Annotated in this window: 15 protein-coding genes; 6 read left to right on the plus strand and 9 right to left on the minus strand. The window is 67.4% G+C overall.

The window, feature by feature from the left end; translation table 11 throughout:
• Positions 1-4: 4 nt before the first annotated feature.
• The 3 genes from HRV97_RS11560 to HRV97_RS11570 all read right to left on the minus strand — a co-directional run bounded on the left by HRV97_RS11560 (position 5) and on the right by HRV97_RS11570 (position 3,299).
• Positions 5-946, minus strand: a complete 942-nt coding sequence (locus tag HRV97_RS11560) for a hypothetical protein (RefSeq protein ID WP_174194411.1) — start codon at positions 944-946, stop codon at positions 5-7.
• An 80-nt stretch (positions 947-1,026) separates the two neighbouring features.
• Positions 1,027-2,565, minus strand: a complete 1,539-nt coding sequence (gene ubiB / locus HRV97_RS11565) for a 2-polyprenylphenol 6-hydroxylase (RefSeq protein ID WP_174194412.1) — start codon at positions 2,563-2,565, stop codon at positions 1,027-1,029.
• Positions 2,562-3,299, minus strand: a complete 738-nt coding sequence (locus tag HRV97_RS11570; protein WP_174194413.1) for a class I SAM-dependent methyltransferase — start codon at positions 3,297-3,299, stop codon at positions 2,562-2,564. The genes ubiB and HRV97_RS11570 overlap by 4 nt, the downstream gene beginning before the upstream one ends.
• A 125-nt stretch (positions 3,300-3,424) precedes the next feature.
• Here HRV97_RS11570 and mutM point away from each other — a divergent pair, with 125 nt between their 5' ends.
• The 3 genes from mutM (at position 3,425) to dnaA (ending at position 6,525) form a co-directional block, all read left to right on the plus strand.
• A complete protein-coding gene (gene mutM, locus HRV97_RS11575) occupies positions 3,425-4,267 on the plus strand; it encodes a bifunctional DNA-formamidopyrimidine glycosylase/DNA-(apurinic or apyrimidinic site) lyase (protein WP_174194414.1) in 843 nt (280 codons plus the stop codon).
• A 97-nt stretch (positions 4,268-4,364) separates the two neighbouring features.
• The gene (gene rpsT, locus HRV97_RS11580; protein ID WP_174194415.1) at positions 4,365-4,628 is read left to right on the plus strand and encodes a 30S ribosomal protein S20; all 264 of its coding nucleotides are present in this window, start codon (positions 4,365-4,367) and stop codon (positions 4,626-4,628) included.
• Between the two features lie 451 nt (positions 4,629-5,079).
• Positions 5,080-6,525, plus strand: coding sequence for a chromosomal replication initiator protein DnaA (dnaA, locus tag HRV97_RS11585; protein ID WP_174194416.1), 1,446 nt, complete (start codon positions 5,080-5,082; stop codon positions 6,523-6,525).
• A gap of 6 nt (positions 6,526-6,531) precedes the next feature.
• Here dnaA and HRV97_RS11590 read toward each other — a convergent pair whose 3' ends face one another.
• The 4 genes from HRV97_RS11590 to secB form a co-directional block, all read right to left on the minus strand.
• Positions 6,532-6,846, minus strand: a complete 315-nt coding sequence (locus HRV97_RS11590) for a PspC domain-containing protein (RefSeq protein ID WP_174194417.1) — start codon at positions 6,844-6,846, stop codon at positions 6,532-6,534.
• Positions 6,847-7,005: 159 nt separating this feature from the next.
• On the minus strand, positions 7,006-8,013 hold the full coding sequence (gene trpS / locus HRV97_RS11595) for a tryptophan--tRNA ligase (protein WP_174194473.1): 1,008 nt from the start codon (positions 8,011-8,013) through the stop codon (positions 7,006-7,008).
• Positions 8,014-8,033: 20 nt separating this feature from the next.
• Positions 8,034-9,623, minus strand: a complete 1,590-nt coding sequence (gene murJ / locus HRV97_RS11600) for a murein biosynthesis integral membrane protein MurJ (RefSeq protein ID WP_174194418.1) — start codon at positions 9,621-9,623, stop codon at positions 8,034-8,036.
• Between the two features lie 29 nt (positions 9,624-9,652).
• Entirely contained in the window at positions 9,653-10,165 is a 513-nt protein-coding gene (gene secB, locus HRV97_RS11605) for a protein-export chaperone SecB (protein WP_174194419.1), read from the minus strand.
• 143 nt (positions 10,166-10,308) lie between these two features.
• Between secB and HRV97_RS11610 the strand changes: the two genes are divergently transcribed.
• The 3 genes from HRV97_RS11610 to HRV97_RS11620 are packed head-to-tail and all read left to right on the plus strand — an operon-like array spanning position 10,309 to position 12,786.
• A complete protein-coding gene (locus tag HRV97_RS11610; protein WP_174194420.1) occupies positions 10,309-10,953 on the plus strand; it encodes a Tim44/TimA family putative adaptor protein in 645 nt (214 codons plus the stop codon).
• Positions 10,950-12,263, plus strand: coding sequence for an MltA domain-containing protein (gene mltA / locus HRV97_RS11615; RefSeq protein WP_174194421.1), 1,314 nt, complete (start codon positions 10,950-10,952; stop codon positions 12,261-12,263). The genes HRV97_RS11610 and mltA overlap by 4 nt, the downstream gene beginning before the upstream one ends.
• Entirely contained in the window at positions 12,241-12,786 is a 546-nt protein-coding gene (locus HRV97_RS11620) for a Smr/MutS family protein (RefSeq protein ID WP_174194422.1), read from the plus strand. Before mltA ends, HRV97_RS11620 begins: the two co-directional genes overlap by 23 nt.
• A 4-nt stretch (positions 12,787-12,790) precedes the next feature.
• Here the strand turns inward: HRV97_RS11620 and msrB are convergent, their stop codons facing one another.
• Positions 12,791-13,237 (minus strand): peptide-methionine (R)-S-oxide reductase MsrB, encoded by a 447-nt coding sequence (msrB, locus tag HRV97_RS11625; protein WP_174194423.1) that lies wholly within the window; start codon positions 13,235-13,237, stop codon positions 12,791-12,793.
• A gap of 37 nt (positions 13,238-13,274) precedes the next feature.
• Positions 13,275-13,766, minus strand: a complete 492-nt coding sequence (locus HRV97_RS11630; RefSeq protein WP_174194424.1) for a DUF1440 domain-containing protein — start codon at positions 13,764-13,766, stop codon at positions 13,275-13,277.
• Between the last annotated feature and the right edge of the window lie 7 nt (positions 13,767-13,773).

Genomic DNA, 13,773 nt, shown 5'->3' on the forward strand with positions numbered 1-13,773 from the left:
ACTCTCATCGCGTCACCCTCGTCACCGTGATCCGTCGCCGACTGATCGCCGCCGTCGCCAGCAAGGCTCCAGCCTCCACCGCGAACACCAACCCGAGCGGCAGCAGGGTCAGCGCGAGCGCGGCCGCCGACTGCATGCCCGGCACGTACGCGATCATCGGACTGACGACTGCCACCGCCGCTGTCCTGACAGCCAGCGTGCCGCGAACGACGCTCCATCCTACGATCGCGATCACCAGCGCCGCTGCAGCGAGCGCCGGCGGCATCATCGGCAGGAATGCCGCGGCGACCATGTCGAACGGCCCGATCTGCGCGCCGTCCGCCACCGCACCAAGTCCCACTCGCCCAAGCGCAACGCAGTGCGCTGCCCATGCCACCCCGGTGACCGTGATGACGATTAGCCATCCCAGCCCCTCGCGCCGCTCGCCCTCGTGCCACGCCGCGGCACCCATGACGAGCGCGAGCACGATCGCCGACGGGTCGATCGTCGCCGCGATGCAGGCGATGGCGGCCGCCTCGATCCAGCGCCCGCGTCGACGTAATAGCAGCGACCAACCGGCGAGCAGCGCGCACCATCCGGCGTGAGGCTCGGCGATGACCAGCAGCGCCGTCGCAGTCGTGCCACCCAGCAGCATGAGCGCGCCGAGCACGCGACCGCGCTTATCCGCGAACACCTCGCCAAGCCGGTCCCACCCGACCAGCAGCACTGCCGCCAACACGCCGCAGAGCAGGACGACCGTGCCGAACGCGCGTGCGACCATCTCGACCAGGGCCAGCGTGGGCAGGGGAATGAGGCGACCCGCGAACGCACCCGCCGGCACGATGCCGCCGATCAATCCGTAGAAATCGCTTCCGCTGCGCATCGCAGCGACGACAGCAGCGTGATCATTATCGCCCAGCGTGACCGGGTCAGCCAGCATGGCCGCCGTGACTGAAACCACTGCCACGATCGCCAGCAGCCATCGCGCAGATTGGAGGCGCACCCCGGCAAGGCGACTTGGTTCACGCAACCACGAGAGCGTTTCCGCTACCACGCGATCCCGACCAACGTCGCACCGACCGCGAGCGCTGCGCTCGCCACCGCCACCGCGACGTAGCGCCAGCCGCCGCCGATCCGCACCACCTCGATCTCGCGCAGCGGCGGGGCAGGGGGCGCACCGCCCGGCGCGGGGTAGCGCGCCTCGATCCGCCGGACGAGGTCGGGTAGCCGCGCGAGCGTGCGCACGTCGGCGACCAGGCGGTCGGCGATGGCGGCTTCGGGGCCCAATTCAGTGCGGATCCATTCCTCGACGAACGGCCCGGCGGTTTCCCACAGGTTGATGTCGGGGTCGAGGCTGGTCGCCACGCCTTCCACCATTACCATCGTCTTCTGCAGCAGCAGCAGGTGCGGCTGCGTGATCATGTCGAAGTCGCGCGTGATCGAGAACAGCGAGTCGAGCATCATCCCGATCGACATCTCCTTGACCGGCAGCCCGCGCATCGGCTCGCCCACCGCGCGTAGCGCCGTCGCGAACTCGCCGACGTCGTGGTGCGCGGGCACGTAGCCCGCCTCGAAGTGTATCTCCGCCACGCGCCGGTAATTGCCGGTGATCAGGCCGTAGAGGATTTCCGCGAGCCACACCCGCGCGCGCCGGTCGATCCGCCCCATGATGCCGAAATCGATCGCCACCACGCGGTTGCCCGGCATCGCGAACAGGTTCCCCTGGTGCATGTCGGCGTGGAAGAAACCGTCGGCGATCGCCTGCCGCAGGAAGGCGTGGATCAGCACACGCGCCAGTTCGGGCAGGTCGTAGCCCGCCGCGATCAGCGCAGGCCGGTTCGACAGCTTGATGCCGTCGATCCACTCGCTGGTCAGCACCTTGCCCGTGGTGCGCTGCCAGTCGATCGCGGGCACCAGGAAGCCGGGCTCGGCCGACATCGTCTCCGCGAGTTCCGACGACGACGCGGCCTCGCGGCGCAGGTCGAGCTCGCGCGCGGTCCAGCGCTTGAACGTCTCGATTACCAGCCGGGGTTGCAGCCGCGCGAGCTCGCCACCCATCGGCTCGATCTGCGCCGCCGCCCACTCGTAGGTGTCGATCGCGCGCGCGAAATCTTCCTCGACGTTGGGGCGCAGCACCTTGACCGCGACGCGCCGCCCGTCGGTCGTGAGCGCGCGGTGCACCTGCGCGATCGAGGCCGCACCGACCGGCGATTCCTCGATCTCGCTGAACAATTCGTCAAGCGGCCGGCCGAAGCTCGCTTTCATCTGCGCGCACACGACCGAGAAGGGGATCGGCGGCACCGCATCCTGCAACCGCAACAGGCTCGTCGCGGCATCCTCGCCGACGATGTCTGGGCGCGTCGCGAGCGTCTGCCCGAGCTTAATCGCCGCCGGCCCCAGCGCCTCGAACGCGTCGGCGTAGCGCGGGACCGCGGGCACGCGCGCGCCGAACCGCGCGAGCCGCAGCAAACGACGCAGCCGCGCGGGCGTGTTGGGATCGCGCTCGATCCCGCGCAAGGCGCCATGCCGCGCCAGCGTGCGGCCCCAGGTCAGCAGCCGCCAGGTGTGAACGATCGCGGAGGTCAAATCTTCCAGCCGCTGTGGATCGCGACCAGCCCGCCCAGCATCGGCTCGACGTGGGTGCGCACGAAGCCCGCTTCGCCGATCATCCGCTGAAACGCCGGCATGTCGGGGAAGCGGCGGATCGACTCGATCAGGTAGCGGTAGCTATCGGGATCGTTCGCCAGCAGCTTGCCGAGCTGCGGCACCACCTTGTGCGAGTAAGCATCATATACTTCGCCGAACCCCGGCCAAGTGGTGGTGGAGAATTCGAGACAGAAGAACCGACCACCGCGCCGCAGCACGCGGTGCGCCTCGCGCAGCGCCTTCGGAATGTCAGTTACATTCCGAATGCCGAACGCGATCGTGTATGCGTCGAAGAACTTGTCGGGGAACGCCAGCGTCTCGGCATTCGCCTCGGTCCACACCAGCCCCGTCAACCCACGTTCCTGCGCGCGCTTCATGCCGACGCCGAGCATCTCCGGGTTGATGTCGGCAACCGTGATCGCCGCGCCGGACGGCGCCATGCGGAACGCGATGTCGCCGGTGCCGCCCGCCATGTCGAGGATCTGCTCACCGCTGCGCGGCTTTACACGGCGCACGAAGCGGTCCTTCCACAACCGGTGCATGCCCCCCGACATCGCGTCGTTCATCAGATCGTAGCGGCTCGCCACGTTGGAGAAGACGCCGCGCACGCGCTCGGTCTTCTCGGTCGGGGACACGTCTTCGTAGCCGAAGGAGACGGTTTGTTGGTCGCTCAACTCTCACATCCGTTCATGACCGGCGGCCTGGATGGTCCTGGCACGCGCGCCGCCCGCGCGAGGCGGAAACCCCGCCGCTCTAGCCAAGCCTTGCCGGGCGGGCAAACCCAACCTAGCTCGCCGTGGTGCCAGAGCTTCCAGAAGTTGAAACAACCGTGCGCGGGCTGCGTCCGGTCCTCCAAGGACAGGTGATCCGCAGCATTGAGACGCGCCGCGCCAATCTGCGCCGCGCGTTCCCCGACGATCTGCGACAGCGGCTGACCGGCGCGCGCGTGACCGACCTCGATCGCCGCGCCAAATACGGGCTGATCGGCACCGATCGCGGCGACACGATGCTCTTTCATCTCGGCATGTCGGGGCGGTGGCGCGTCGACCCGGTTGAGCTTCAGCTCCACGACCATCTGGTGATCGAGACCGAGGAAGGGCGCCGGCTCGCGCTCAACGATGCGCGGCGCTTCGGCTCGGTTGATCTGGTGCCGACCGAGACACTGGCGGCATTTCCCGCGTTCCAGCTGCTGGGTCCAGAGCCGCTCGACCGCTCGTTCGATGCGGTCTACCTTCGCGCGGCGCTGGCGGGCAAGCGGACCTCGATCAAGCTCGCACTGCTCGACCAGTGCGTCGTGGCCGGCCTCGGCAACATTTACGTGTGCGAAGCGCTGTACGACGCCCGGATCGACCCGCATCAGATGGCGGGCGACATCGGCCACGACGCGCTCGTTCGATTGGTCGACGCGGTTCACCTCGTACTGGAGGCAGCGATCGCGGCGGGCGGATCGACCTTGCGCGATTACGCGCGGCCCAACGGCGAGCTCGGCTATTTCTCCAAGCAGTTCGCAGTCTACGGGCGCGAGGGTGAACCGTGCGCGTGCGGCGGGCTGGTCGCGCGCTATGCCGAGGGCGGGCGGTCGACCTTCTGGTGTCCCGCCTGCCAGGGCACGAAACCGCTCAAGCGCCGCCGCAAGAGTTGACGCTTCGCACGCGCATCGCTATGCGCAGCACCTTCAACAGGGTGGCGGGCCGTTCCCGCGCCCTTTGTCAACGTTTTCAGCAGATCAGAGGACCTACATGGCGAACACGCCGCAAGCCAAGAAGCGCATCCGCCGCAACGAGCGTCGGGCCGAAGTCAACGGTGCCCGCATCGGTCGCATCCGTACCTTCGTGAAGAAGGTCGAGGCAGCGCTCGCGGCCGGCGACAAGACGGCCGCAACGACGGCGCTGGCCGCAGTGCAGCCGGAGCTGGCGCGCGGCGTGGCCAAGGGCGTGCTTCACAAGAACACGGCGTCGCGCAAGTTCTCGCGCCTGACGAAGCGTTTGTCCGCGCTCGCTTGATCTGATTTTTACCGGAAATTAAAGGCTCGTCGGGACCCGCCCGACGGGCCTTTTTTCTTGTCCGGAGTCGTCCCGCGGAACATTCGAGCATCGTTGAACGCAGCGAAATCGAGCATTTCAGAAAACCCAGTTTAATCCGCGATTCGTGCTCTCCGGGCTTTGCCGCTCGCTAACAAAACTGAGTCTATACAGACACTTATAAGATTTCCGACGCGTTTGCGCGCCGGAATCCGTGTCAATCCGCTTTATTTCGTTTTTGTGTCCGCGGCCGGACTTGATCGACTCACGCCGCTGTTCTTATCCCTGTCCCTCCAGGCCGACGCATCGTTCGGTTGGGACAGTACGGATCAGCTTGGCGACCCGACGCGGTGGGGACCGTGTGGTGGGAAGTTCTGACCTTCGTGAGTGTCGATCCGCGAACACCCTGTTCGCGGAACCGGGAGAATATTGTGTGACGCATGCCGATGGACAGACTGGGTTGAGCGATGCGGGCCGAGCATGGTCCCGCGTTCGCGCCAACCTGCGCCTGTCCGCGGGCGCACGGCTGTTCGACCAATGGCTCGCGCCGATGTCGCTGGTCGAGCCGTGTGACGGCGAGGACGTGCGCCTGGCGCTGCCGTCCGCCTTCATGACCGATTGGGTGCGCAACCATTATGCCGAGCGGCTGGTGCACGAGTTCCGTGCCCTGCTGCCACGCGTACGCAGCGTTACGATCGAGACGCGCCGTGCGACACCCGCGCCCGAGGTGCTGACGATCGCGGTGCCAGCACCTGTCGCCGCCCGCCCGGCTGCGGTCGCCGCGCCGCTGCTCGACCTCGTCGCCGCCACGCCTGCAGTTCGGCCGCCGGTGTCCGAGCCTGCGTCGTTCATCGAGCGTCCGCAGCTCGACCCGCGTTACACCTTCGACCGCTTCGTCGCCGACCCCTCGAACCTCGTCGCGCTCAACGCCGCGCGTGCGCTTGCCGAACCTGGTCCGGTTCGCTTCAGCCCGTTGTTCATCCATGGCGGCACGGGGCAGGGCAAGTCGCACCTGATGCACGCGATCGGCCACGCCTTCCTCGACGCACGTCCCGACGCGCGCGTGCTGTGCATGTCGGCCGAGCGCTTTATGTTCGACTTCGTCGCCGCGATGCGCGCGCGTGACACCCACGCGTTCAAGTCGCGCCTGCGCGGCTGCGACCTGCTGCTGATTGACGATCTCCAGTTCATCGCGGGCAAGGACGCGACACAGGAGGAGTTCTTCCACACGATCAACGAGATCATGGCCGCGGGCAAGCGGCTGGTGATCTCCGCCGACCGCGCGCCGCAGGCGCTCGACGGGGTCGAGACGCGCATCCTCGGCCGCATGAGCGCGGGGCTGGTCGCCGACGTGAAGATGTCGACGCTTGAGCTGCGTCGCGCGGTACTCGCACAGCGGCTGGCCGAGCTGCCCGACGCGATCGTGCCCGCCGAGGTGGTCGACATGATCGCCTGCCGCATCGCCAGCTCGATCCGCGAGGTCGAGGGCGCGCTCAACCGCGTCGTCGCCTATGCCTCGCTAACAGGGGAGGTGATCGACCTCAGCTTCGCTCAGAGCGTGCTCGGCGACACGCTGCGCGGCGCACAGCGGCGCGTCACGATCGACGAGATCCAGAAGCTCGTGTCCGAGCATTTCGACATCAAGCAGATCGACCTGCTCTCCGCCCGCCGCGCGCGTGCCGTCGCCCGCCCGCGCCAGATTGCGATGTACCTTGCCAAGCGGATGACGACGCGCTCGCTGCCCGAGATCGGGCGCAAGTTCGGCGGGCGCGATCACAGCACGGTGATCCACGCCGTGCGCCGGATCGAGGAGCTGCGCGACACCGACCGCGACGTCGACGGCGCAGTGCGCACGCTGATTCACCAGCTCGAGGCCTGACGCCGCTCAGGCAGCGTGGGCGAGCGGCACCTCGTCCATATCCTGTTCGGACGCGACCAAGGCGACGTTTTCGGCCGCGGGGATCTGACGGGTTTTGACGTCAGGCGCGGCGAGCCGGCTGATCAGCACGATCACGCCCAGTACCACATAGGCGGCGAGCGCCGCCTCCATGTTCACCATCAACCCCGCACCGATCGCGAGTCGCAACCACAGCGGGTTGAAGCCGAAATCGGCGGCGAGTGCGGCGCACACGCCGAAGATGCTGTCGCGAGCAGGCTTGTCGGATTTCAGCTTGTCGCTGGTGATTGCTCGATCGGTCATGGTCTTCGCTCCGCTTCATAGGAGGCCGCAGCCTCGATGCGCGTTGCTGAGCACCAATCGTGCCAATCCGCTAAGCCGCTGATCTCGCATGCAAGCCATGGCGTTTTGGCTCAAGTCGGTGGCGCCGCACGCCATAAGTTGGCGCGAGGTGCGCCAGGATCAGACGAGCAGCCCCATCGCCTCCTGCGCGCGCCGCAGCAGCGGCGCCGCCAGGTCGCGCGCGCGCTCGGCGCCACGCTCCAGAATTGCGTCGATCGCGCCGCGGTCGTCGAGCAGGCGCGTCATCTCGTCGCGGATCGGCGCGAGCTTCGCGACCGCGAGATCGGCGAGCGCGGGCTTGAACTGTCCGAAGCCCTTGCCGGCATATTCCGCCACGACGTCAGCCGGAGTGCGATCCGCCAGCGCCGCGAAGATGGTGACGAGGTTGCGTGCCTCGGCGCGGCCTTCCAGCTCTTCCCACGTCTCGGGCAGCAGGTCGGGGTCGGTCTTTGCGCGCCGGAACTTGTCCGCGATCACCTCGTCCGTGTCGATCAGCTTGACCACCGACTGCTCGGACGGGTTCGACTTCGACATCTTCGCGCCCGCGTCGCGCAGGCTCATAATGCGCGGTGCCGCTTCGCTGACCAGCGGGGCGGGCAGGGTGAACAGCTCGGTCGCGTAATCGGCATTGAACTTGGTCGCGATGTCGCGCGCGAGCTCCAGATGCTGTTTCTGATCCTCGCCAACCGGCACGTGCGTCGCATTGTACAGCAGCACGTCCGCGGCCATCAGCACCGGGTAATCGTACAGCCCGACGCTCGCGCCCTCGCGATTCTTGCCCGCCTTGTCCTTGAACTGCGTCATGCGATTGAGCCAGCCGACCCGCGCGACGTTGTTGAGCAGCCACGACAGCTCGCTGTGCTGCGGCACGCGCGCCTGGTTGAACAGGATCGAGCGTTCGGGATCAATCCCGGCCGCAACCAGCGTCGCGGTCATCTCGATCGTGTTAGCGCGCAGCTCGGCGGGCGCGATCCACTCGGTCAGCCCGTGCAGGTCGGCGATAAAGTACATCGTCTCGCCGCCCTGCGACAGGATCTGGTCCTGCATCGCAACCCACTGCTTCACCGCGCCCAAGTAATTGCCGAGGTGGAGATTGCCGGTCGGCTTGATGCCGGAGACGACGCGCATGCTGGCAGGACTGTCGGGGTTCATCGGGAGGAGGCTCTGCGGCGAAGAAGGAAACGGAGATCGGACACGCGGAACGCGCCGGTCGCGAAACAGGCTACCGCGTAGACGAGCACGCCCGCGCCGACCAGCACCGCCAGCGCCAACCCGCGCGTCACGATGCTGCCGGTCAGATAGGGATCGATCGGCGGTGTAACGAGCAGCAGCGTAGCGCCCATCAGCGCCGCCGCGACCGCGAGCCGAGGTACCTTGCGCCGCACCTGCGCGTCGAGCGTGAAATGCCCCTGTCTCGCGAGCGTGACGTAGAGCGATGCCACGTTGATGGTCGAGGCGAGCGCGGTGGCGAGCGGTGGGCCGACTTGCCCGATCTCGTAACGCCCGAGCAGCGGAATGAGGATCAGGTTGCCGACCAAGTTGATGCCGACCGACCATAGCGCAAGCCGCACCGGCGTCTTGGTGTCGGCGCGCGCGTAGAAGCCGGGAGTCAGCACCTTGACCAGCACGTAGCTGGGCAGGCCAATCGAGAACGCCGACAGCGCGAGCGCGGCACGCGTCGTGTCAGCGGCGTCGAACGCGCCGTGCTGGAACAGCCCGCGCACGATCGGTTCGGCGGCGAAGACGAAGGCGGCGGTCGCGGGCAGGGTCAGGAACAACGCGAGTTCGAGCCCGCGGTTCTGCGTCTCCATCGCCTCCGCCTCGCGCCCCTCGCTCAAAAGCCGCGACACGACGGGCAGCAGGATCGTGCCGAGCCCGATACCGATCATCCCCAGCGGCAACTGGTTGAGGCGATCGGCATAATAGATTGCCGAGATCGACCCCGCCGACAGCAATCCACCCGCGAGCGCGGTCGAGATCGCGAGGTTGATCTGCGCCGCTCCTGCGCCGGCGGCGGCGGGGACGATCAGCTTCAGCAATCGCTTCACGTCGTCGTCGAGCTTGGGGAAGCGCAACCGCAAGTGCACGCCCGCGCGGCGGCACGCCCACACGAGCCAGGCGAGCTGCAACGCGCCACCCGCCGTAACAGAGATCGCCTGCGCACGCGCGGTGTCATACGCGTCGTCGCCGTGGAAGAAGACCAGCCCGGCGATCATTGCCACGTTCAACAGGATCGGCGCAGCGGCATTGACCCAGAATTTGTTGAGCGAGTTGAGAATGCCACCGAGTAGCGACACCAACGAGATCAGCATCAAATATGGGATGGTGAAGCGCGACAGCGTCACTGCGAAGGCAAAATCGGTCGGAGAAGGGTGCTGCCGCTCGAACCCGCCCGACAGTCCCCAGGTGATCGGATAGGCCGCGATCAGCATCAGGGCGGTGAACGCGACCAGGATCGGGAACAGCAATGCCAGCGCCCGCTCGGCGAAGTCGACGCCGGCCGCGGTTCCGCCGCCTTCCGCCACCTTGCGGTTGAACAGCGGGATGAACGCGGCGGAGAAGGCGCCTTCCGCGAACAACGCGCGGAACATGTTGGGCAGGCGGAACGCGACGAAGAAGGCGTCGGACGCGAAGCTCGCGCCCACGTACGCCGCCTGCAACGTGTCGCGCACCAATGCCAGCACGCGGCTGGCGAGCGTCAGCCCGCCGACCGAGCCGAGCGCGCGGGCCAGGTTCATCGCTTAATCTGCCCCTGGCCCGTCAGAAATCAGGCGTGGCCGACCTGGCCGTCGCCGAACTGGATGCCCTGCTGCTGCGCCTGCTGGAGGAACAATGCGTTGAAGTCGATCGGCTCGAGCACCAGCGGCGGGAAGCCGCCGTCACGGATCGCATCCGACACCACGCGGCGCGCGAACGGGAACAGCAGGCGCGGGCCTTCGCCCAGCAGGAACGGCTGAACGTGCTCGGCCGGGATGTTGCGCAGGCCGAACAGCCCGGCGTAGCTCAACTCTGTGATGAACGCGGTCTGCCCGTTAGAGGTCGCGCGAACCTCGATCTTCAGCACGACCTCGTGCACTTCCTCGCCGACCTGATTGGCGCCGATGTCGAACTGGACGTTGATTTCGGGCGGGGTCTCGTTCTGGTAGATCGCGGGCGCGTTCGGGTTCTCGAACGACAAGTCCTTGACGTATTGCGAGATAAGGCCGGCGGCGGGCGCCTGATCGGCACCGTTCGCGAACGCGTCGCTGCCCTGCGCGCCGCCGTTGTCCTGCTCGTCCATGATCCTATTCCTCGTGATCGGGGCGCTCGCGCCCAAGTGCCGCGCGCCTAGCAGCGCCGATCCACGGATACAACGTGCCCGCTCGGCGATTTGAAGTTCGGACGCGACACGACTATGTTGCGCCCTAGCTGATCGGAGGCCCGGTGTTCTACGTAGTCCTGCTCGCGATGGTCGCCGCGTTTCTGGCCCTTCGCCTTTATTCGGTGCTCGGCAAGCGTGGCGGGCACGAACAACCCCTGCCGCGTCCGGCCGATGAGCGTGTGGCTGCGCCAGTCGCGTCGCGCGCGGTCGAGAAGGTTGCCGAGGCGCGCACGCCAACGGTTCGCCCGTTCGACAGCGGTGCGGAAACCGGGCTGCGCGCGATCGCCGCCGCCGACCCGGGTTTCGACGTGTCGCGCTTCATCGACGGATCGCAGTCGGCCTACCGCATGATCCTGGAAGCGTTCTGGCGCGGCGACGAGGACGCGCTGGCCGAGCTGGTCGTACCCGACGTGCGCGATGCCTTTGTCGAAGCGATCGAGGCGCGGCGCGATGCCGGTCACGTGCTCGACAATCGCCTGGTCGTGATCGAGCGCGCGTCAATCGTGTCGGCGGCGCTCGAAGGGCGCGAGGCGCGCATCGCGGTGCGCTTCGACGCCGATATCGCCGCGATCACCCGCAATGCCGATGGAGACGTGGTTGCGGGCTCGACCAGCGACGCGGTGCAGACGCACGATCTGTGGACGTTCACGCGCACCGTGAAGAGCGCTGACCCGAACTGGCTGCTCGCGGATACCGACGAAGCGTGAGCTACCGGCAGGGGGGTGCGGCGCTCGCCATCGCATTGGCGCTGTCCGCGTGCGTGGGCGGCGGCAATCCACCGCCGCGGCCGCAGATCGGTGGGCAGTCCAGCGCGGCGCCGCCGCTTCCGTCGCGTGATCGAGGCGAGACACAGAGATACAACGAGTCGCCGCCACGCCAGCCGGTCGCGTCGGTGCCGATCCTGCCGGTGCCGGCGATCGCTACCCCGGGCGCGCTGACCGCCGCGCAGGCGGGGACGACGAGCGGGGTCGATTGGGCGTCGCTTCCGATCACCGCCGACAATGCCGCGGCGGCGTTGCAGGCGTTTCGCACCTCGTGCCCGAGTCTGGTGCGACGCGCCGACCAATCGGGCTTGACCGCACCCGCCGATTGGCAGTCGGCCTGTGCCGCCGCATCGGCCACGCAGTCGAGCGAGGCGGTCGATTTCTTCCGCCGCTATCTCGAACCGGTGCAGGTCGGTGACGGCCGCGCCTACGCCACCGGCTATTACATCCCGGAAATTGGCGGCTCACGCGAGGAACGCGCCGGTTACGCCCCGATCTACGCCCGGCCGAATGATCTGATCGACGTCGATCTCGGCGCCTTCTCGACCGATCTGGCGGGCAAGAAGATCCGCGGCCGCGTCGATGGCAGCAAGTTCGTGCCCTATTTCGATCGCACCGCGATCGAACAAGGCGTGCTGAACGGTCGCGCGCGGGTGCTGGGCTACGCGGTCGATCCGGTCGAGTTCTTCTTCCTGCAGGTGCAGGGTTCGGGCAACGTCCGCATGGCGGACGGATCGCTGCTGCGGATCGGCTACGACACGCAGAACGGGCGCGACTATACCGGCATTGGCGCGCTGATGCGCGCGCGCGGGCTGATCGGCCCCAATCAGGCGTCGATGCAGGGCATCGTGCAATGGCTGCACGATCATCCCGAGGAAGGCCGCGCGATCATGCGCGAGAACAAGAGCTTCGTGTTCTTCCGCGTGCTCGACGGTGCACCGCTGGGTGCGTTGGGACTGCCGGTGACGGGTGGTGCGACCGTTGCCGCCGATCCGAAGTTCATCCCGCTCGGCGCGCCGGTGTTCCTGTCGATGGATCGGACCGACGCCAACGGCATCTGGGTGGCACAGGATACCGGCGGCGCGATCAAGGGAGCGAACCGGTTCGACACCTTCTGGGGCGCGGGCGCCGAAGCGCGCGCGATCGCCGGAGGCATGAGCGCGCGTGGCACTGCGTTCCTGCTGCTGCCGCGCGGCGCGCTTCAACGGCTGCGCGGCAAGGGGGCGACCGATGGGACGACGCCTCGCCCCTGAGGAAACGAGTGCCTGGGCGCAGGTCCGCGCCACGGTCCGACCGCTTCGACCCGAGAAGCTCATTCCAATTCCGATCGTGGGCGCACCGTCCAAGCCGGTGAAGGCGAAACCAGCCCCGCCAACGACCGTGCAGATGCCGCCACCCGCGCGCGTTGCCGCGCCGCTGGCGCGCGCAACCGGAAATACGCTCGATCGTAGCTGGGATCGTAAGCTGTCGACCGGCATGGCGTCGCCCGATCGCACCATCGATCTGCACGGTCACACACTCGCGTCGGCACATGCGATGCTCGACTATCAGCTGGACCAGTCGATCAGGCAGGGCGAGCGCATGATCCTGCTGGTGACCGGACGCCTGCCGCGCAAGGAAAGCGAGCGTCCGCACGCGCGTGGTGCGATCCGCGCGGCGATCGGCGATTGGCTGCAGCTATCGCGTCACGCCGACATGATCGCAGCGGTGCGCAACGCGCACCCGCGACACGGCGGCGCGGGTGCGTTGTACGTCATCCTCAGGCGCAAACGCTGACGCCTCAGGCGTCCTCCACCTGGTCGAGGTAATCGCCGTAGCCCTCCGCCTGCATCTGCTCTTTGGGCACGAACCGCAGCGCCGCCGAGTTGATGCAATAGCGCAAGCCGCCGCGGTCGCGCGGACCGTCGTCGAACACGTGGCCGAGATGGCTGTCGCCGCCCGCCGAGCGTACTTCGGTGCGCACCATGCCGTGGGTGCGATCGGACAGTTCGTTGACGCGTGCGGGCTCGATCGGCTTGGTGAAGCTGGGCCAGCCGCAATGCGACTCATATTTGTCAGCCGAGGCGAACAGCGGCTCGCCTGACACCACGTCGACGTAGATGCCGACTTTCTTGTTGTAGAGATACTCGCCCGTGCCCGGCCGTTCGGTGCCGCTCTGCTGGGTGACATAGAATTGCTCGGGCGTCAGGCGCGCGATGGCTTCTTCGGTCTTGCTATAATCGGTCATGATCGCTCCTTGTCAGCTCCGGACGTCGCGTCGTCGATCAGGCGGCCAGCGTGGCGGCAACCTGCCGCCGCACCAGCTCGCTCGTCGCGCCGAACACCAGATGCGAGGCGTAAGAATACAGGTTGACCGATAGATCGGTATTCCACGGCGCGGCGCCAAGCCCCACGGCCGGCACTGCGCCTTCGTCGAGGATCGTCGCGGTGGCGACGCCGAAGCCCGTGCCGTAGCCGGCCGTCGCCGCGGGACGAAACTCGGCCACGATTCCGTAGGCGATGCCCAACCCGATCCCGAGCGCATAGTGGATCGTCTGCCCGGCGAGCGGCTTGTCGGCCTCCGCGATCTCTCGGCCGGTAACCTGCCTGGCGACCGCGTCGGCAGCCTTCTCGGTCGCCGGCTCCGACTGCGTGTCGTCATCATCGGTGGTGAACGCAGACACCGCTGCCTGAAATCTGTCCATGGCGAATGACGCCACGGCGCCCGCAATCGCTCCGGCCACTAGCCCGCGAAGTAGCTTGGTCGCGTCGCTCATATTGCTC

Origin of the sequence: Sphingomonas hominis, assembly GCF_013328205.1 — a bacterium.
In the GTDB taxonomy this organism is placed as follows: domain Bacteria; phylum Pseudomonadota; class Alphaproteobacteria; order Sphingomonadales; family Sphingomonadaceae; genus Sphingomonas; species Sphingomonas hominis.